At 47.4% G+C, this 18,552-nt stretch carries 18 protein-coding genes; 4 read left to right on the forward strand and 14 right to left on the reverse strand.

Annotated elements, in window-relative coordinates; translation table 11 throughout:
* Window positions 1–13 precede the first annotated feature (13 nt).
* Both C942_RS11585 and C942_RS11590 read left to right on the forward strand, forming a co-directional pair.
* Entirely contained in the window at window positions 14–1,549 is a 1,536-nt protein-coding gene (locus tag C942_RS11585) for a YfcC family protein (RefSeq protein ID WP_007465912.1), read from the forward strand.
* A gap of 213 nt (window positions 1,550–1,762) precedes the next feature.
* A complete protein-coding gene (locus tag C942_RS11590; protein WP_007465915.1) occupies window positions 1,763–2,404 on the forward strand; it encodes a DJ-1/PfpI family protein in 642 nt (213 codons plus the stop codon).
* Between the two features lie 19 nt (window positions 2,405–2,423).
* Here the strand turns inward: C942_RS11590 and C942_RS11595 are convergent, their stop codons facing one another.
* From C942_RS11595 to C942_RS11605, 3 genes are all read right to left on the reverse strand, one after another.
* Window positions 2,424–2,753 (reverse strand): DUF1840 domain-containing protein, encoded by a 330-nt coding sequence (locus C942_RS11595; protein ID WP_036799706.1) that lies wholly within the window; start codon window positions 2,751–2,753, stop codon window positions 2,424–2,426.
* 45 nt (window positions 2,754–2,798) lie between these two features.
* On the reverse strand, window positions 2,799–3,374 hold the full coding sequence (locus tag C942_RS11600) for a rhomboid family intramembrane serine protease (RefSeq protein WP_007465919.1): 576 nt from the start codon (window positions 3,372–3,374) through the stop codon (window positions 2,799–2,801).
* Window positions 3,375–3,482: 108 nt separating this feature from the next.
* Window positions 3,483–4,289, reverse strand: coding sequence for a crotonase/enoyl-CoA hydratase family protein (locus C942_RS11605; protein WP_007465922.1), 807 nt, complete (start codon window positions 4,287–4,289; stop codon window positions 3,483–3,485).
* Window positions 4,290–4,571: 282 nt separating this feature from the next.
* Between C942_RS11605 and C942_RS11610 the strand changes: the two genes are divergently transcribed.
* Window positions 4,572–5,954 (forward strand): hypothetical protein, encoded by a 1,383-nt coding sequence (locus tag C942_RS11610; RefSeq protein ID WP_157372620.1) that lies wholly within the window; start codon window positions 4,572–4,574, stop codon window positions 5,952–5,954.
* Between the two features lie 92 nt (window positions 5,955–6,046).
* Window positions 6,047–6,232 carry a hypothetical protein gene (locus C942_RS11615; protein WP_007465926.1) on the forward strand — a complete coding sequence of 62 codons (186 nt, stop codon included), beginning with the start codon at window positions 6,047–6,049 and terminating at the stop codon, window positions 6,230–6,232.
* Window positions 6,233–6,305: 73 nt separating this feature from the next.
* Here C942_RS11615 and arsB read toward each other — a convergent pair whose 3' ends face one another.
* The 11 genes from arsB to C942_RS11670 all read right to left on the reverse strand — a co-directional run bounded on the left by arsB (window position 6,306) and on the right by C942_RS11670 (window position 18,532).
* Entirely contained in the window at window positions 6,306–7,331 is a 1,026-nt protein-coding gene (gene arsB / locus C942_RS11620) for an ACR3 family arsenite efflux transporter (protein WP_007465928.1), read from the reverse strand.
* A gap of 101 nt (window positions 7,332–7,432) precedes the next feature.
* Entirely contained in the window at window positions 7,433–7,741 is a 309-nt protein-coding gene (locus tag C942_RS11625) for an ArsR/SmtB family transcription factor (protein ID WP_007465930.1), read from the reverse strand.
* A 324-nt stretch (window positions 7,742–8,065) separates the two neighbouring features.
* Complete coding sequence (locus C942_RS11630; protein WP_007465931.1) at window positions 8,066–10,255, reverse strand: phage tail protein; 2,190 nt, start codon at window positions 10,253–10,255, stop codon at window positions 8,066–8,068.
* Between the two features lie 180 nt (window positions 10,256–10,435).
* On the reverse strand, window positions 10,436–10,648 hold the full coding sequence (locus tag C942_RS11635) for a hypothetical protein (RefSeq protein WP_007465936.1): 213 nt from the start codon (window positions 10,646–10,648) through the stop codon (window positions 10,436–10,438).
* 34 nt (window positions 10,649–10,682) lie between these two features.
* Complete coding sequence (locus tag C942_RS11640; protein ID WP_007465938.1) at window positions 10,683–11,435, reverse strand: phage BR0599 family protein; 753 nt, start codon at window positions 11,433–11,435, stop codon at window positions 10,683–10,685.
* Window positions 11,422–13,065, reverse strand: a complete 1,644-nt coding sequence (locus C942_RS11645; RefSeq protein WP_007465940.1) for a hypothetical protein — start codon at window positions 13,063–13,065, stop codon at window positions 11,422–11,424. The genes C942_RS11640 and C942_RS11645 overlap by 14 nt, the downstream gene beginning before the upstream one ends.
* On the reverse strand, window positions 13,062–14,015 hold the full coding sequence (locus C942_RS11650) for a hypothetical protein (protein ID WP_007465943.1): 954 nt from the start codon (window positions 14,013–14,015) through the stop codon (window positions 13,062–13,064). Before C942_RS11650 ends, C942_RS11645 begins: the two co-directional genes overlap by 4 nt.
* Complete coding sequence (locus C942_RS11655; RefSeq protein WP_007465945.1) at window positions 14,015–14,872, reverse strand: hypothetical protein; 858 nt, start codon at window positions 14,870–14,872, stop codon at window positions 14,015–14,017. Before C942_RS11655 ends, C942_RS11650 begins: the two co-directional genes overlap by 1 nt.
* A 12-nt stretch (window positions 14,873–14,884) precedes the next feature.
* Window positions 14,885–17,878, reverse strand: coding sequence for a tape measure protein (locus C942_RS11660; protein WP_007465947.1), 2,994 nt, complete (start codon window positions 17,876–17,878; stop codon window positions 14,885–14,887).
* The gene (locus C942_RS11665; RefSeq protein ID WP_198287486.1) at window positions 17,871–18,284 is read right to left on the reverse strand and encodes a hypothetical protein; all 414 of its coding nucleotides are present in this window, start codon (window positions 18,282–18,284) and stop codon (window positions 17,871–17,873) included. Before C942_RS11665 ends, C942_RS11660 begins: the two co-directional genes overlap by 8 nt.
* Window positions 18,203–18,532, reverse strand: coding sequence for a hypothetical protein (locus C942_RS11670; protein WP_007465952.1), 330 nt, complete (start codon window positions 18,530–18,532; stop codon window positions 18,203–18,205). Before C942_RS11670 ends, C942_RS11665 begins: the two co-directional genes overlap by 82 nt.
* Between the last annotated feature and the right edge of the window lie 20 nt (window positions 18,533–18,552).

Raw genomic sequence — 18,552 nt, forward strand, 5'->3', positions numbered from 1 at the left:
ACAAGGGGTTGTTATGAGTACCGAAGGAGCAACAGTCGACAGACCAGCGAAAAAGAAACTCAGTTTCCCTTCCGCCTACACGGTTCTGTTTTGTGTCGCCGCAATTGTGGCATTACTGACCTGGTTCGTAGATGCCGGTGTCTATAATAAGTTGTCCTATCAGGGCGACAGTTTCATGATCACCTATGCGGATGGCAGCACCAAAGATCTGCCCGCAACACAAGAAACGCTGGATAGTGTCGGCATCAAAGCTGACCTCGAAAAATTCGTCAACGGCGATATTTACAAGCCAGTAGGTATTCCTAACTCCTACACTCCGGTTGAACCTAATCCACAGGGAATATTGGAACTGTTTAAAGCCCCTATCCAGGGTATGTATCAGTCTATTGACGTGGTATTTTTCGTCCTGGTTATCGGTGGCTTCATCGGTATTGTGAACCATTCAGGTGCATTCGGTGCCGGTATTAACCGCCTGTCACAAGTGATGACCGGCAGGGAAAAATGGCTGATCGTGATTGTAACGGCGCTGATCTCCCTTGGTGGTACCAGCTTCGGTATGGCTGAGGAAACCATCGCCTTCTACCCGATTCTAGTGCCTATCTTCATCGCCGCCGGATACGACGCGATTGTTGCACTGGCCGCCATCTACCTTGGTTCTTCAATCGGTACTATGTGTTCTACCGTGAACCCATTCAGTACCATCATCGCGTCCAACGCTGCGGGTATTAACTGGACGCTGGGTCTGACTTCCCGTATGGCCTTGCTAACGGTCGGCACCATTGTTTGTATTCTCTACATTATCCGTTATGCACAGCGTGTTAAGGAAGATCCAACCAAATCTCTTATCTACAGCCAGAAGAAAGAGATTGAAGAACGCTTCCTGAAAAACTTCAATAAAGACGGTGGCACAACCAAGCTTGATAAGAAGCACAGCATCATCCTGACTCTGTTTGCTTCAACCTTCTTTATCATGGTTTACGGTGTTTCCAGCTTAGGCTGGTGGTTTGAGGAAATGACCACCCTATTCTTCGTTTCTTCTATTGTGATTGCACTGGTCGACCGCATTCCGGAAAAAGAGTTTGTTCGCGAATTTATTCAGGGTGCTAACGACTTACTCGGTGTAGCTCTGATCATTGCTATTGCACGTGGTGTAACTGTTCTGATGGACGGCGGTATGATCAGTGACTCTATCCTAAATGCCAGCGCCTCAATGGTTGATGGTATGGATAAAGGCCTGTTCATCGTTGTGATGATGTTCCTATTTGGCGGTGTCTCTTTCTTCGTGCCTTCTTCATCCGGCCTGGCTGTACTTTCTATGCCAATCATGGCTCCGCTGGCTGATGTCGTTGGTATTCCTCGCGACAATATCGTCAGCGCTTATCAGTTCGGTATGGGTCTGATGGCCTTCATTACACCAACCGGCCTGGTACTGGCATCACTGGCAATGGTGAATGTGACTTTCGATAAGTGGCTGAAGTTTGTTATGCCGCTACTGGGTATTCTCATTGCACTGTCTGCGGCGACACTGTTGATTAACGTCTATATCTAATCCTTATCACTTAGCATTGGCTAATTTCAAACACTCAACACTACAAAAAAGTGTTGAGTGTTTTTCTTTAAACCAGAATCCTCAAGTGTTCCCACTTCTGAGTCAATTTGAAAAACATCTCGTAACCATCGGTAATTCTTCCATTTTCAGCACAGAAAAAACCATCCGCGGCTATGATTAATAAATTACTTAAACCAACTAAAGCGAAAAGCGATGTCGGAAAACCAGCCTGAGCCTTTGGCACCCCAATTTACCGTTACTGCACTGCTCTATGATGAATTTGATTTACTGGAAGTTGCTGGCCCACTGGAAATGTTTGGCTTATTGCCTGAGTATTTCACCATTCAGCTTGTTTCTCAGCACGGCAAACCAGTGTGTAGTAAACAGGGCCCTCAACTGGTAGCTGATTACAGCGTTTACCACACTTTTCAAACCGATATTTTATTAGTGCCGGGAGGCCCCGGCGCACAAGATGCCATCAGAAACACAGTAATCATGAACTGGCTACAGCAACACAGCAGCAAAACAGACTATATCTGCTCGATATGTACAGGTGCCGCCCTGCTTGCCCATGCCGGGCTGTTAAAAGAAAAGGCAGCAACAACCAATAAAAAGCGTTATCGCTGGGTTACCGGTTTTGGCAGTGAGATAAACTGGTATCCGGTAGCCCGGTGGGTTAAAGACGGACGGATCTATACCTCTTCAGGTATCTCCGCAGGAATTGATGTATCGCTGGCAATCATTTCACAGTTACTTAATGAAGACATTGCTCGTAAAACCGCAATTGAAGCTGAATATATCTGGGTCAACGACCCGACTGAAGACCCTTTTGCACCATTACATATTGTTCAATAACAACTGATTGATCCATAGGCTATTCCCACATGATATAGCACTCCTCCTTCTCGGCTTCTTTCAGCATTTCAATCAGGGGAATAGCACGGTTATAGAGGCCAATCATCGGTTCGACATCCTGGTCATCACAGTCATCAATATTCATCGCCGGATCATCACCGGCGTTCTGCTCAATTTCACGAACCCAATTAACCGCCTGCTGTAAGTTAACCAGTGCCTGAGGCACATTTTCAGCATCAATTGCACCGGGAATGTTTTCGCAAAATCCCATTAGCCTTAGCATTTGTTTGGCAACATCACCAAACATGATGATATTTCCGCTCACTTTACAATGAAAAGTCACCAACATAATAAGCTCCGATAAATTCTGCTTTCAAACAGTGAAACAATATAATTAAGACACTGTCTCTCTGCGTTTGTCTTTTCTTGCCAGGATATAACCAGTAACGGCCCCGGCTAAAGCACCGAACAAGTGACTTTCATAACTAACCCAGCTGTGATTCGGTATGAAGCCCCACACCATTGAGCCATAAAAGAACATCACAATGAGGGCTATCGCTATAGATTTTACGCTCCGGTACATAATGGCGTATACCAACAAATACGCCCACAAACCATAAACAATACCACTCATGCCAATGTGATAATTCATTCGCCCGAAAAGCCAGACTCCAATTCCGCTTCCGATCCAGCTAACCAGAAATACCCCCATAAAGCGGGCAAGACCAAAACTGGAAACCAAAAAACCGAGAATACAGAATGACACTAAATTGCTGACTAAATGAGCTATGGAGCCGTGCAGAAACGGGTAGAAAATGATGCCGATAAAATGGCTAAAGTGACGAGGTAACACACCGAAATCATTCAGTTGCCCCCGAAAGAAAATATTCACAACATGGATAAGAACAGTAAAAAGGCATATAAAGCCAATTACTTTCAAAGAATCACCAGAACTCCGACGCAATGCCATTCCCTCATCAGACCAAAAACCATATCTCTACTTTCTTAAGTATAAATGGCAGACTAACAATGATGTGGGATATTGCGCAAAGAGTTCTCTGATATTAGCAAGTTATATTTACCAAAATGACTGGCGTTGCTGGTAATCAATGTCTGTTTTTGAGCGCTGCCGCTTACCGGCTATAAAGAAGTTTCGTCCCAGCAGCAGGCGAATCTGACTCAGTGTCTCTCTGGCCAGCAGCCTCCGCTCACTGCCATTCCAGCAACGATTTGTTGTGTGTTTGATAGCGGCAAGTGCATCCGGTGAGGCCAGTTCTATTCTGCGACAAAACTCAAGTGCCGCAACCATAGGATCATCACTGACATCAGTAACAAGAGATAGCTTCAGGGCCTGCTCACCAGATATGATTTCTCCCGTCATGGTTAGCTTCATGGCGACATCCTTGGAAACCACTTCCCTTAATGACATCAAACCCGCCATATCCGGCACCAGCCCCCAACGCACTTCCATGATGGATAATTCTGTGTCTGGCTTAACAAACCTGAAATCTGCACCCATTACAACCTGTAAACCACCACCGTAACAACGCCCTTCAATAACCGCTATCACAGGAACCGGAATCAAACGCCAGTTCCTCGAAACTCTCTGAGCTAAATTTGCATTACCGGGTAACCATTTTGCCAGCAAACGTAAGGCTTTCTGCTTTGATGTCGCAACGCTTTTGATATCAAGACCGCTGCTGAAAGTTCCGCCGTTACCGGTAAGGATCACGGCCCGAATGTCTTTACGCTTACGTAACTGTTTACTGATCAGATCCAACTCAATAAACATTTCCATATCCAGCGCATTTAGTTTATCCGTCCGGTTTAGTGCTACAGTGACGATTCCCTGGTGTTCTGTCACTTCAAGTCTTTTCCAAGCCATAACAGTCATCCTTATCTGGTCTGTCCAGTTAAATCTAACACACCATAAACAAAAGACTAAATAACAACCAGCAAAGAGATTGCAACAAATCAGCATAAAACCCTAACAATTAAAAGGTTTATGAGTCTTTTTTGCCCATGCAAATCAAACGACAATACAAACCTGTTGCATATTAATCTTTTCGCAGTACACTTCACTTTTATAAGAACGTAGTACGGTTAGGTTACACAAGACATGAAGCTTATTAGCAAACTTAGCTTGATATCTGCCCTATGTGGACTTGTGGCATGTAATGCGGAAAGCCGAATCGAACTTAAATCATTTGATATGGCTTCCGAGCGCCACAATGAGATCATTAGTGGCTATATTGTTACGGAGCAAAAGGACCTGCTATCCGTTCCTGAAGAATTTATTAAGATACACAATCTTTCACATCATCTTCTTGAGCAGCACTGGCTTCAGAACCCGAATTTCATCGGCGATGTGACTGAGCTAAAACGACTGTTCCGGGAAACTCGTTTGCCGGAAGCAGCCTCTTTTATTGCAACTTTGAATGCCACTAAACAGCGTTATCTGAACAACCTGGATAATGTAAACGCCATTGCCTTCGCGATGCAACGTGACGTGGACAAAGATCTGGACGGTTACCAAAACACACTAGAGCAGTTGCAACATAAGATCCAATTGCTGGAAACACCTGAAGAGGCATACCATAAAAAAGTGGCCAGCCTTGAGAAGGAAATACGTATCGAGTCCAAACGATATGGAGAGTTGAGTAAGTCGTTGCACGGTTCATTACAGAAAATCCTCGATGACTATATGCCCGGCTCTCAGCTGATTCATCAGCTCAAGTTTAATTATGACAACCTCCCTCATGCGATGTGCCGCCAATTTAGAGGGATGTCTGAACTTGTAGCGTCAATCAGTAGCAACTGTGTTTATATTAATCGCGACCAGATGTTGTCCGCTTTTCCTGCATCACTCGCAGATGAAGCTAATAAGGTCATTAATGAACACGTTCCTGATCTCTGGCGCAGCATGACAAGGTTGAATGGCTACTTTGATACCTCAACAAACAGTCAGTTTTTCAAAGACAATCTGAGAAGCCAACTGGCTAAAACACGTCAGGCTCTACGTGAAAAGCGGTATCTGGATCAGCAACAGTCAGAAAAACTACTCGAAAATTTCAAAATGCAACTAGCCTCTATAGAAGGAAAACGTAGCAAAGTGATTGATAAAGGTTACCTTGATCAGGAGCTGCGTGTTGATACAGCCTCAAAAGCCTTTATCCGGCTGATGAAAAAGGCGCAGTCACCAACTTTGCCGTATTCCGAAGTGTATTATGATGCAGGGCTTCAGGAGAGTTTCACTAAAGCCTATGCGAAGAAGTTGCTGACTGAGTACCCGGCAGAGCTGTATTTTACGGTTTCCTCTGACGGCGTATTCTCAATTCCCCGTGAGGCTGGTGCACAACAGCTTGTATTTAACTTTGCTGACAGCAGCCAGTACCTGACCTACGACGTTGTGATACAAAGCTCGCTGCCACAAGTCATTGATTCACAGGATCAGCACGCAGAAATGAGTTCACACTCGTTGTTAGATGAATTGAAAGGTCAGCTACAAAAACTCTGGGATTCTAAAGCCATTGCTTCTGCATCATATTAAGAGGTAATGAAAATTTCTCATTGTTAACACACATCTGAATATCGCGTCCCCCCTACACTCAATTTTGAGTACGACTGTGAAGGGGGACAAGCTTGGAAGATAAAGTACTGATTGCTGATACTAAAGATATTCTCGATGCATTTGTTGATAACGGACTGCACAAAGAATTTGCCATCTATTGCCAGTTTCCCCATACAGGTAAAGCGCTGGAAGATATTCAATTAAGAGATGCTCATTCCATTGAATTCAATGACGGATTCAGAATTCAAAACAACTAATCTCATTAAAAAAGCCTCCGATTAATACCGGAGGCTTTTTTATCAATGCTCTCAATAATTCCTAAAACATGTCTTACTGTAGTATCTCTTCAGCGACAAAATCATTCCTTGTTTTATTCGCATAAGCTACCAGCGATAACATCACAGGCACTTCAACCAAGACACCAACAACGGTGGCCAGTGCCGCACCAGAATGAATTCCAAACAGGCTGATCGCCACAGCTACCGCCAACTCAAAGAAATTGGATGCACCGATCATACTGCCCGGCGCAGCAACACAATGTGGCTGTTTCCATTTTTTCATCCAGCGGTATGTGATGATGAAAATCAGATATGTCTGCACCAGAAGCGGAATCGCAATCAGCACTATATCTACCGGATTATCAAGGATAGTCTGAGCCTGAAAACCAAATAGTAGAATAACAGTACCGACAAGACCCATAATCGAAAGCGGCTTCATGCTTGCAGCCAAGTGGTTTAGCTTTTCTGGTTGTTTCACAAAATGGCGGGTTACAACACCGGCTACCAGCGGAATCACAACAAACAACGCGACTGACAACAGCAAGGTATCCCATGGAACAGTCACATCGGTAACACCCAGTAAAAATGCAGCAATCGGCGCAAAAGCCACAACCATAATCAAATCGTTAATCGCTACCTGCGCCAACGTATAGTTGGCATCCCCTTTCGTCAGCTGGCTCCAGACAAATACCATTGCTGTACAAGGAGCCACGCCAAGCAGGATCATGCCGGCAATATACTCTTCTGCCAACGCCGAAGAGATGAAATCACCAAAAACATAGCGCATGAAGAACATAGCTAGCAGAGCCATTGTGAATGGTTTAATCAACCAGTTCACAACAATAGTGATCATCAAACCTTTAGGACGACGATGTATATTACGAACAGCGGTAAAGTCCACCTGCATCATCATCGGGTAAATCATTAGCCAGATAAGTACCGCTATCACCATATTGATTTGTGCGTACTGCAAATCGCCAAGGAAAGAAAATGCTTCAGGAAAAAATGCCCCACCGACAAGGCCGGCTAGCATACCCAGCCCTACCCACACACTTAAAAAACGTTCAAAGATACCCATATTTTCACCACTAGAAAACAATCAAATAGTTAATCGTCGATAGACGATGTTTATTTTCTCAAAAAAGGCCATCGTAGATGACCCTTAACTAACCTGTTGAATTACAAATAAGACAAAAGCTCACGGAATTGATCCAGCCTTGCCTGATCGACAGAGAAACATGTTCTCGGAGGATTCGGCTCTGCAATGACAAAACCCGCAACCTTTAAAATTCTAAGATGTTCAGAAACGGTAGACTGCGCCAGCCCCAACTCGCTTACCAAATCGCTGTTCAGGCAACCTTGTTGCCGTGCCAGAATGCGTAGAATTCGAATTCGGGCCGGATGAGCCAGCGCTTTTGCTGCATTAGCTAGCGCCTGCTCCTTCACTTCATCTACTTCAACCACAGCCAGATCGGTAACACAAGGCATAAGAACATCTCATTTCGATAATCGTCGAAACACGATGATAATCCCTTAACCGAAGCTATGTCAATGATCAGTTGGCTATACTTAAACGCATAAACAATATCAATCAACGAACTGGAAACAACTTTATGGCTACTGTATTGCGAGCTGTCGTTCTTATATCTTCCCTGACAGCATGTAGCTCAGGTGTTGTCACTGATTACAACATTCAGTGTAGCGCGCCGTGAACTTTGAAAAACGGAACCGCATAGATTGAAAAACAGTTTTTCTCATTTTATGCGGTTTGGTATTGATGGCAACTTAACTGCGTAGAATCTTAAACAACACTTAAACAGGTTTTAATGGATGTTCAATGGCAACCTCATGAATGTAACTCTGCATTGCATCGTTACCTGATCGGGTGGCAGTGAGTGTAAGTCGAACAGCTCTGATTCCTTCCTTTATAATCTGGTTATCAAATGTCAGCTCGGTGCCTGTGATTATTTCATGATGGATGACAGTATCTGTATCCACATCAACTAGAGTCACTTGGATTTTGGTCCCCTTCTCTGGCAAACCATTGCTAAACCAGTCTGTAAGGTACTGAGGCTCTGTAACTTCGCTAATACGGTCTCGGTGTGACAATGTAACCTTAAGTGGCAACTCTGAACTCATAGGCCAGTACTCATCATTAAACCGCACGTTCGTAACACAAAGTGGCTTGGCAGCCCTACCAACCAACACGATTTCTTCTTCTGTGGCTTTGGCTTCATCAAGTGTCCCTTTGGGCGTTACAGATAAGCCTCTCAGGGTAACTCGTTCACCAGCTGTAAACTCAGCTTCGAGTGCATCTGCATCTAATACAATCACTGGCGTCATCGCATTGTGCTCTTCTGGCATTGTATCAAGCACACCTCGCTTAACTCTGACGATATCACCATCCAAATCCATAACCACAATCAACTCATTCCCAACCAAGCAAATCATTGGTAGCTCCAGCCCAACCAAATCACTACCAACAACCTGCCACTGGACATCAGTCCTGCCAGCCGACTCCAACAACAGCGAACGTGGTGAGAAGCTGGCTCGATGGCTATATAACCAACGATTAAAGTGGTTATAGTAAAGATCAGCTCCCACTGTATCGCTGGTTGGTTTGGCTGCGTACCAGGCTATAAAACTACTAAATTCATTAATGGTCGCCAATTCAGAAGGATTCAACGTGTTGGCCAAAAGCCAGTAAGGCAATTCAACCACTTTCTGTTCACTGATTGGCATAGGAGTATTGATAGGTTCTTTCCAGTTACTTGGCGGTGGCGGCGTGTAGTCCCCGGTTGCTGAAGAGAAAATATCTTCCATTACCTCCAGCTTTACCTCGGGATTTGCCAAGCTTCCCCGACGTTTTTTCTGAATCCTGACAATATGGTTCAGACCTGCTTTGGGATAAACGACTCTTACCACATCACCAGGCTGATAAACTGCTGTAGATGTATCGCAATACAACTCGCATGTCATCAACCGCGCCGACAACATCCGTAATTCTCGCATAGCTACCCGATAAGCCAGCTTGTCATCATAAATCATCGGGAAATCAACCGACTCACCGATGGTACGCCCAGTGGCTTGGAGCAATGCTGAATTCATTACGGTAACAGCGGCTTTATCGTATGTATTCCAATTGGTATAAGTTACTGTCAGAGTATTGATGAGATCAGCCTGGCTTCGACGGCGAATATTACGAGCAGACTTAATATGCTTAACGGTCAGCACAGGGATGTTTCCCGACTCATAATCATCCCTAGCAAGGCGCATAGTCACTTTGCCCGTCGCCTCATCAGTGAACACATAACCGTTAATGTAGCGACAAATGTCTTTAATAAACTGCTCCACCGGCTGTTGCTTAACCCAATGTGCATTAAGCCCAAAGCCTTCAGCATAGAGAATGTCGGCACATCGACGAAAGGCAAACTCATCAATATTGCGATTACCCGTTCCCCACTCCGGACACTCAATTAGCTCATGAATGATATGGGCGGCATTAAGGCCACCGGCACCGAACGCTGCAGCATTGTTGATATCTCGTCCGTCACCAATAATTGCCTTTTCCAGGTACCACATCGAGTTTCCATCCCAACCGGTTTTCAACCGAGCCACTTCCACCGAAACAGGCGGCGGATAGCTGGAATTCCCCATCTCCGGCTTACGAAATACCAACGCAGCCAGATAACGAAACGCACTAACCACCTTCTGGCCATCAATTTCCTGAGAACAATGCCGAGCCAGGTAATCATTTACCCCCTGACTTGCATGCCCCAGACAAAAATCGATGTCCCCGACAACACCACCATGTTGGTCACGATCACCAAACAATTCTGGCTCATTAACAGTCACACGGCGGTTATTCGCTATACGGGAACCAAGCCCTACCTTTTCACCGAACCATATCCGCTGAATAAAATCGACCGGACCATGACAAAGCACTAGATGCTGTCCCCACGACCAACGATAACCGACGGTTTGTCTTTTTTTCCTTCCCATGATGCCTTCCTGTACCTAGTCACAACCTCAGTCACCAATGGGTCACCGAGTGCCAGCAACTGTTCACAATCCGCCCCACAACGAACAAAATCAGCCCAACTGAGGCCATACGTAACAAACACCCTTCGTGCGCCGGAACAGCAAATCCCTAACGGAGCCAAGTCAGACGGGTATATACGGTTATTTTCTGATTTCACTGTGTGATATGTCTCCCCACCAATAGACAGTGCCACTGGTAATTTTGACCTTGCCAAACACCACACCAAGCGGCTTTCCCTTTTCGATGACCGGCGCTTTTGGCTCTTGCGCATCCGGAGCATCATGGCTCTGATTCATAGCGCGATAGCTGATAGCAATTGAAGCCACCGCCATAACGACAGCAATCCAGACCATACTGACTCCTTATAAGATTCTTTATAAACGGGAATTAGCGATCGATGGGATCGCCGACATACGGGTTCTTGGTCGGCAAATTAACCGCCCCACCAAAATTGACTGCGTTATTAAAACGTCGATGACAGGTTGTCAGCGTCCGGTCACAGCCTCGGGTAATTTCGGCTCTCTCACCCTCGGCCAATAAAGCTGGATGAAGAAGCACCAAAGTCAAACTATCAGGCTGGCGGTCGATAAAATGAAAGTTCTGACCTTGCTTCAGATAACCAAAGGCGTATTCCTCCGGCACCGGATAAACCAGCGATACCCGACTGCCTTCAACACGTTCGATTATCACCACTCGCGGTTTTTCAAGCACACCACACTTTCGGCTACCCAGTGAATAACGACATTGAGGAGTGATAGTTTCAGTCAAGCCGGTTACTTGCAGTTCAGTGTGAACCGCTTCCAACTCCACCGTGACAAAGCCATCATTCCAAACGCCAGCCATCAGCCGTCCAGCAAACACGGTATAAAATACTCGACCGCCGTCTTCCGAACGGAGGATAGTCACCCTGGGGGCGACATTAAGCGGCGGGTTCAATGCCAGATTGGCTAACTCACTCCCGGCAGCAACCTCAAATGATGTATCAGCCCGAAGCGGATCATCCGACTGCTCGATAGAAGCGTCCCTCGCTATCATATGGGATTGCCAGTGATAGCCATTTGCCAACACATCACTCTGATTGGATGTAAAACGCCACACTTCATCGTGAAGCTCTATCTGATACAACTCAATAACTACCATCGGACACCTCTTTCATAGGCATTACGGCCCGCATCCGATGGCGTGGCAGATAACTAATCTTGACCCGATCATCATCCGGTCTCATCAAGCGCATCACATGCCCACCAAGCAAATCTCCCGGTTCAACGGGTATATTCCCGTCTCCGCCAATATCGAGGATTTCATTTCCGGACGAATCAACCCCATCCGACTGGGCAAAAACGAGCTGAGTACCATCACGCCACCGCAGGTACACATGACAACCATCGGATAATGCAAAGCCTGCAGGCTTTACCAAAATACGCTTTCTGCTCCCTTTTCCGGCCAGGCAAATTTCATTGTTAAAACTCACCCACCAACACGTGTTTAAACGCCCTTTAAACCGGAGTAAAAACTGTCTGAGCTGCCAACATGACTCACGCCCGTCAGCTACCCACTCAATGGTAGTGCTATGGTGGCCTAACTCCCGACCAGCTATCATCATCTGCTGACCACTGGCTGTGGTTTTGTCATACCAAGTAAACGCCATATCATCCCTGACACCACCGGACTTACCACGTTTAACGATCACCGGCCTACCAAGATATTGCTGTGTAATAAGCCCCTGTAATTGGGGCGAAGAATCAAACGATAAAGGCTCACTATTTACCCAACAAATTTGTTGCTCTATACGAGCCCCACGACGAACAGAATTAAGGCCGTCGGGGGCAATAGCAGCGATTGCAGGCATAACGACGGCCCCTGCAAGGTCAAACATCAACGGTCGCTTTAAGACCAGAGCACTCTCTGCCACCTTGTCGATAAAAGCGACCTCATAACGATTCGCATCTTTATAAACCACAACCATACCGTCTGCTTTGAAGTCTCGACCTGTAACCTCGGTATGTATCACTTTATCTCCGGCCGTAACGGTCACCGGCGGTGTGGCATCTATCCACACCGGCACCACATGGCGGTTTGTCCCCTGGGCTTCGTAACGTTTGATTTGCTCTGCCGCAACACGAAGCGGCAGATTATAGCGATAATCAAGTTGTTGGATTGGCTTACTACCATTACAAAGGCGCTGCTCACCGACACGGGTTTCAATTATGGCGGTGAACCACTGCCAGGATTCGGTAACCGGATAAACAGGAGGATATGGCCACAACGCAACTCGCGAACCAAGTACATTCAATGTTGACTTAACAGCAGCATGGTTAAATTGCCATTCAAACTGAGCTTCAACGTTCATTTCAACATCGAGCGATACATCTAACGTATAGTCCCAGTGCCCGCCATAAGCTGCCAATATGGACACGGGGTGCTGCCCTTTTAGTAACAACCCCTTATCTTTTATTTTTTTTAGCTGATTAAGCGTCAACGGCTTGGTATACGAACTCCAAATTTCAATAGAATGATGTGACGGAGTCGCTATGTAACCGAGGCTAATCATCCCCGGCTGAATGAAGATATTGTCTTTGAACTCACTGTCCCAAAAGCCATCAATAAAGTTCGCTCTGGCCTGGCCAGATGGCACTGAAGGCAAAGTGCCCGTCTCTGATACGGACACCATGGTGATTGACTGGATATCTTTAGACGGAATATCTGGAACTACTGGCGGCGGAGGTATGTTATAAGAAAAACACAACTCAATTGGGTAAGAGATTTTCATACGGCCATAGCTACTTCATTTGACGTCGGAACAACATCTCTGGCCTCTAATTTAATCGCCAGACCATATTTATATTTGTTCCAATCAAAGAGCTGAATAACCAACCAAGGTATTCCTCTGTACTCAATAAAATAAGGTAACGTCGTTACCTCAATCCCCTCTACTGAGGTTATCCGCATCGTACCCAAAGCAAAAACAGGTGCATACCGTCCATTCGCTTGCTTTGAAGACAATAACCAGGGTAAAAACAATCTTGTATTACTTAGTTCAAACCGCATGTGCTTTGACATTGATTCGCCGGTCGCGCCATGCCTTCCGTATATTGAGTCATTGCCAGTCCCTTCATAGATTGGTTTTAAAGACCCAATCTTGCAGGAACCTGTCCTCTTCATTTCAAGCATTACATTAGATGCCTCAGAATAAACTAAACTACTTTCACCCTGCCCGAAACGATGGATATTCCACGAACCGAATTCACCATCATCAAAGTCTGTACCGATGAAAAAACCACTGTTATCACCAGCAAAACCTGCTCCAACACCTAATGGACGAGAACATATAGCGAAATATGGTTGATGATTTGACAGGTTAACCAGGCATAAGCCGAAAAGCTCTTCATTGGCAATAATGTGAAGATAACACGGTAAGCTCATACCCAAGTTTTGATTATTGCGTCGATATTTAGAGGAAATAGCACGCTCATTAACTAAACCAGGCCAGCCACTCGAATAACCCGTTCCACCATAAACATTAATATGGTTTTTAGTCATCCAGTGATATTCAAAACCAAATGCCGCAGCCAAAGGTAATGTCTTATGTGATACTGAAAATCGTGTCGTTTCATTATCACACTCAAGTTTCCAGTGAGATGCAGGATTGTTTAAAAAGAAGTTTTTAACCTGTTCAACTAATTGCTTCCGTTCATTAATTACTGTCTTCATGTACGCCATTACAATAACTCCAGACACATAAAATCGTTATCGCTCGTGCGATAGACATTTTGCACAACCAGGAAAGTTCTCAGGTGGTCTCTTGTTTTGAGTAATTGCCCTGTCGAGGCATTCGGCCCACTCATCAAATAGGAACCAATAAATTCTCCCAAATTTCTATGGGTGTTACTGCCGGGATGAATGGGTATCATCCAATGGTCAAGGCCAGCAAAGCTGGTCTGATAGCCGTCATACAAACCAAAAAGCCACTTCGGCTGCATTGGCCATGTCAGTTCAGAATTTACCCAAACATTACCTAACCAATGAATATGTCGAGCATCATTCCGTGCATATTGATATGTGGATATTCCATTGCCGGTACTATTCCATTTTAAATTTGCGTCAGTACCCTCACCAAAACAGCAATATTGATCCGGCCAATGTTTAATTGAGGCGTACATGTTGATTCGCCCCATGTAAATAACATGGGTGGTTGTTGATACTTGCGCAATCACTTTTAAATGCCGGTGCTCGGCATCCGTAATGAAATAATAGGTAATCGCTTCATCCCAGAGATACATATAGTGATATGGGTTTTTATCTGGGATCTGTTCAAACGTTAAAGTATCGTAATATAAAGGAGCGCAATACAACGTCCAATTATAACGGTCGGCCACATCATCATCCGTTGCTTTAAAAGCCGCAATAAACGTCTCTCTTGATACTGCATCAACAGATTCAAGAATCAACTCATCACTTTTTTTCTCTACCGTTCGAGGCTTCCACCGTTTGACCGTCCAACCATGCTTTTCAGCAAACAACTTAAGCTTTGCTAATAAATCAGCATGTCCTTCAGCTGTACCCGTTTCCCATGCCATCTCACTTTCCTTTTAAAAATTCGATTTATTTCGCTGGACGATTTTCACTATGGCCTGCTCCCCGGCATCGCTGCGCAGGTAGGCGTTTAACTGCTCTTGGTTATCCAGGAACGCGACATGCACCGGGGGGGCGGCGACGTTGATATTGGGATGGCCGCCACCCGCCACGGCCTGTTGCTGCAATTGCTGGTTTTGCATTGCCTTCATTTGCTGCATCACGGTAACCATCCAGCGGAAGTCTTCAGCCTGCCGGGTGTTGAGCACCATCTCGTTTTTCTTCAGCATCCAGGTGCCCTCGTTTTCAGCTGGCACCCGCCAGATACCGTCGTGAGCCTGTCCGGCCAGCGCCTGCCCGGCGACAATCCCGACTGAGGCATAACCCATGGTGCGCACTGCCGTCGAAAGCGCCATGCCCACCGGCGGCGGGCCAAAACTTAGCGCTTTGGTGGCGGCTTCTTCAGTAGCAACGATCATCGACGGGATCGCCGCCAGTTTCTGGGCCGCAAACAAAACCCGATAAAGGCCGCTTTGTTCTTCTCCGGCCTGCTTCAGAAAGTTGGTGGTAATACTGAGCTGTTGCTGGGTAAAATTCAGGGTCGATTGCGCCACCTGAGCCTGATAAGCCTGGCGCTCATCCTCCGCCTTACGGTTAATGTCGGTCAGATTGGCTTCATGGTCAGCCCGCAGTATTTCCCGATTAGCAAAATACTCACGCTCCAGCTCATCCTGCAGTTGCTGGTTTTCCTGTGCCTGAGCGTAGGCCGCCTGGAACGATTCCGACATCCGTTGCAGACGTTCGTTATAGGCATATTCTTCGCGGATCTTTGCCTCATTCTCACGATCGGCCATGATGGCCAGCCGCATCATCCAGCCTTCATTAAGGGCGTCGGTTTCTGCGTAAAAGCTCTCTATCGCTTTATTGTTGCCCGGTTCGGTAGCATTCAACTTGTCGAGCTTTTCCGCTTCCAGCAGCAGGTTCTTAGCCAGCTCCTCATTGATCCCCTTAAGGCCACCGTACTCAATGTCATAACGCAGCTGGGCCGCTTCACTCGTGGTGCCATGCAGCGCAACCTGCTGACGAAGCTGAGCCAGCTGATCACTGCCTTCTTGATTCAGAGCCCTGGCCCGCTCAAGGGCATCGGCTTCAGCGGTCTTGTTGTCGAGCTTTTTGGCCTCAAGCTGTAGTTGCTGCTTCAAGCCGTCATTAATGGACTTGAGCGCACCGTGTTCAAGTTCGTAAGTTACTTTGGCCAGCTCGCTTTTCTCACCATAAAGTGCCAGCTGGCGTTTCATCAGAGCCAGCTGTTTCTTGGCTTGCTCATCGCCATCGTCCAGTCCGAGTGATGGTGGTGTTTTAGATGATGACGCAGAGGTTTTCCCCGCCTTCACCTCCGCCAGTTTCTTCTCCAGGGCCAGCAAATCAGCCGTGGCTTTTTCCATTGCTGATTCAATGGTGCTGACTTCCCTGGCATAAGCGGATGAGGCATCACGCTGCTTATCGCGAATTTCACCGGATGACAACAGCATCCTGTCCCACCAGGCCACTCCGGCTTTAGGGGCCAGCGCGACCTGACGGTATTCGTTTTCCAGCTCGGTCAGATAACGTTTCTGCTGATCGATGGCTGACTGCAATCGCTTGGCCTGCAAAGCATCCATCCGGCCCAGTAGCGAGTCGACCTTATCTGCCAGAGCCTGGGTATCTGTTGCCGCTTCCCGGTTGGTTGTCGCCCAATACGCCACAGCACCGGCAGCCATCATGACCAACCCCACAGGCCCACCGGCAAGCGCCATCAAGCCATTACCGGCCCTTAATGCGATATTCGTTCGAGCCTGAGAAACTGCCAGCTGGTTGGTCGCCACCGTTAACTGCCCACGGGCAACCGCCAGCGCCTTTTCACCGCCGGTTGAACGGAAGATAAAGGCATTAGTTGTCTGCAGGGTTTCCAGCCTGGCTATTTCTGCCGACGTAACGGCAATGGTGGCCTGGGCCTGTTTTATCTGCTCAACATGGTGCGCCCTGGTTGCCAGCACATCTTTGGCCTTAGCGGCAGTCATATTAACCATGGCCGCTGTACCGCGCCCGATGGCGAGAGCCATGGTGACACCGACAGCCGACGACACGATCTCAGCATTTTCAGCCAACAGTTCCAGACTTTGGGTTAACGTGATGACCAGAGGGGAGAATGAATCTGAAATCGGCTGCTCATAGGCCACCACCAATTGGGTGTAAACCGTCGAAAGGTCGCCATACAGCGCATTGACGTTCCCAGCTGTTCTGGCCGCTGCGCCCTCATAGGTAGCCAGCGCTTTCACTAAGGTTTCAGCAAAGAAATCTGATGTTACCTGGCCATTATTAACCAGCTTGCGGAACCCGCCCGAAGCCAGCCCCGCCGCTTTATCCATCCGGGCCAGCAAGCCCGGCAGAGGTTCGGTTGTCTGGTTCAGCTCTTCGGCGCGAACGGTCTGGCTGGCCATCGCCTGCTGCAGACCAAACATCGACTGACCCAGCTGTTCGTTGGTGGCCCCGTAGGTTGAGGCAGCGTTACTCATCCCCTCAAACAGAGCAATGGTCTGCTGACGGGTGATCATCCCGGCATCTTCAATCGAAGCCACACGGGCATAATTGCCCGCCATGCCGAGCAACGCTTTGTTATGATCTTTACTGACTTCAATCAGGTACTGCTCGGTTTGCAGCCATTGCTGCTGACCACCGACCAAAGAGGTGATTTGAGTGCGGATATCCTGATAAGCGCCCAGCCTGTCCGTCGCCTGCTGGGCTGCTGCCACGGCAGAGAATCCGGCGGCAACCCCGAGCAGCTGATTACGCAGCCCCAACATCTGCCCTTCGATGGCGTCCGACTGGCGGGCCATGCCCTGCATTTTACCGCTGGTTGCCTGAGCCTGATGGCCGAGCGAGCCGACAGCCTGCCCGGCCCCCTGAACCTGACCGACAAACTGCCGGGTTTCAGCATCAAACTTGAGTGTAAACTGGAGGTTGTTACTCACGGCGGTTCAGTTCCTCGGTCATGACCTGGGCGATCAGTTTTAATTTGCGGTAATCGTCGGGGGTGATATCTCGACCGGAAAGGTCGGCATCGGCTTTGATCTGGCAGACATCCATACCAAGGCAAACGGGGCCGTTCCAGCACAGGAAAACCGGGATATCCAGCCACCACTCCAGCACGGTACGGTGCTCGTCCCACACCTCAATCACATCAGGCTCAGACTCCGGAGCCGACTGAATACCCCAGCAGGCCAGCTCGTCCTGCCATGCCTGTTCATCGGCAGCCGTGGCCGGGCGGCTGCGTATCGCCGCCCGCACGGCCTCAATTAGTTTTTTGTGCTGGCCGTCCCGCTCATCGCCTTCATGTAGGCTGACAACGCTCCGGCAGTGAAATGCTGGTTCAGGCAAGCTGACGCCAGATTGTCCGGGTTGAATGGCAGCGATTCCCCATCCTCGCCCTGTATCCCGCTCCAGCCAGTGACAACTTCGCTAAACAGCTTGCTGTCACCCTGGGTGCTGAGCTGGCGAAATTCATCGCTGTCCACCAGTTTAAAATCCAGCGTCATATCGCAGGTTCTGACTTCACCGCCATCCATCGGCACTGAAATCTTGACCGGCCAGTTTTTCACTTTGCGCTCTTTCACTAACTGAAACATGGTTTAACCCTTATCTTTTG

This window comes from Photobacterium marinum, from assembly GCF_000331515.1.
GTDB classification, from domain to species: Bacteria; Pseudomonadota; Gammaproteobacteria; order Enterobacterales; family Vibrionaceae; genus Photobacterium; species Photobacterium marinum.

Excerpts from the sequence above, each read along its gene's own strand:
- C942_RS11645 (WP_007465940.1), bottom strand. The coding sequence starts at position 13,065 with ATGAAAATCTCTTACCCAATTGAGTTGTGTTTTTCTTATAACATACCT.
- C942_RS11630 (WP_007465931.1), bottom strand. The coding sequence starts at position 10,255 with ATGGGAAGGAAAAAAAGACAAACCGTCGGTTATCGTTGGTCGTGGGGA.
- arsB (WP_007465928.1), bottom strand. The coding sequence starts at position 7,331 with ATGGGTATCTTTGAACGTTTTTTAAGTGTGTGGGTAGGGCTGGGTATG.
- C942_RS11635 (WP_007465936.1), bottom strand. The coding sequence starts at position 10,648 with ATGGTCTGGATTGCTGTCGTTATGGCGGTGGCTTCAATTGCTATCAGC.
- C942_RS11600 (WP_007465919.1), bottom strand. The coding sequence starts at position 3,374 with ATGGCATTGCGTCGGAGTTCTGGTGATTCTTTGAAAGTAATTGGCTTT.
- C942_RS11585 (WP_007465912.1), top strand. The coding sequence starts at position 14 with ATGAGTACCGAAGGAGCAACAGTCGACAGACCAGCGAAAAAGAAACTC.
- C942_RS11625 (WP_007465930.1), bottom strand. The coding sequence starts at position 7,741 with ATGCCTTGTGTTACCGATCTGGCTGTGGTTGAAGTAGATGAAGTGAAG.
- C942_RS11650 (WP_007465943.1), bottom strand. The coding sequence starts at position 14,015 with ATGGCGTACATGAAGACAGTAATTAATGAACGGAAGCAATTAGTTGAA.
- C942_RS11655 (WP_007465945.1), bottom strand. The coding sequence starts at position 14,872 with ATGGCATGGGAAACGGGTACAGCTGAAGGACATGCTGATTTATTAGCA.
- C942_RS11605 (WP_007465922.1), bottom strand. The coding sequence starts at position 4,289 with ATGGCTTGGAAAAGACTTGAAGTGACAGAACACCAGGGAATCGTCACT.
- C942_RS11590 (WP_007465915.1), top strand. The coding sequence starts at position 1,763 with ATGTCGGAAAACCAGCCTGAGCCTTTGGCACCCCAATTTACCGTTACT.
- C942_RS11595 (WP_036799706.1), bottom strand. The coding sequence starts at position 2,753 with ATGTTGGTGACTTTTCATTGTAAAGTGAGCGGAAATATCATCATGTTT.
- C942_RS11640 (WP_007465938.1), bottom strand. The coding sequence starts at position 11,435 with ATGGTAGTTATTGAGTTGTATCAGATAGAGCTTCACGATGAAGTGTGG.
- C942_RS11670 (WP_007465952.1), bottom strand. The coding sequence starts at position 18,532 with ATGTTTCAGTTAGTGAAAGAGCGCAAAGTGAAAAACTGGCCGGTCAAG.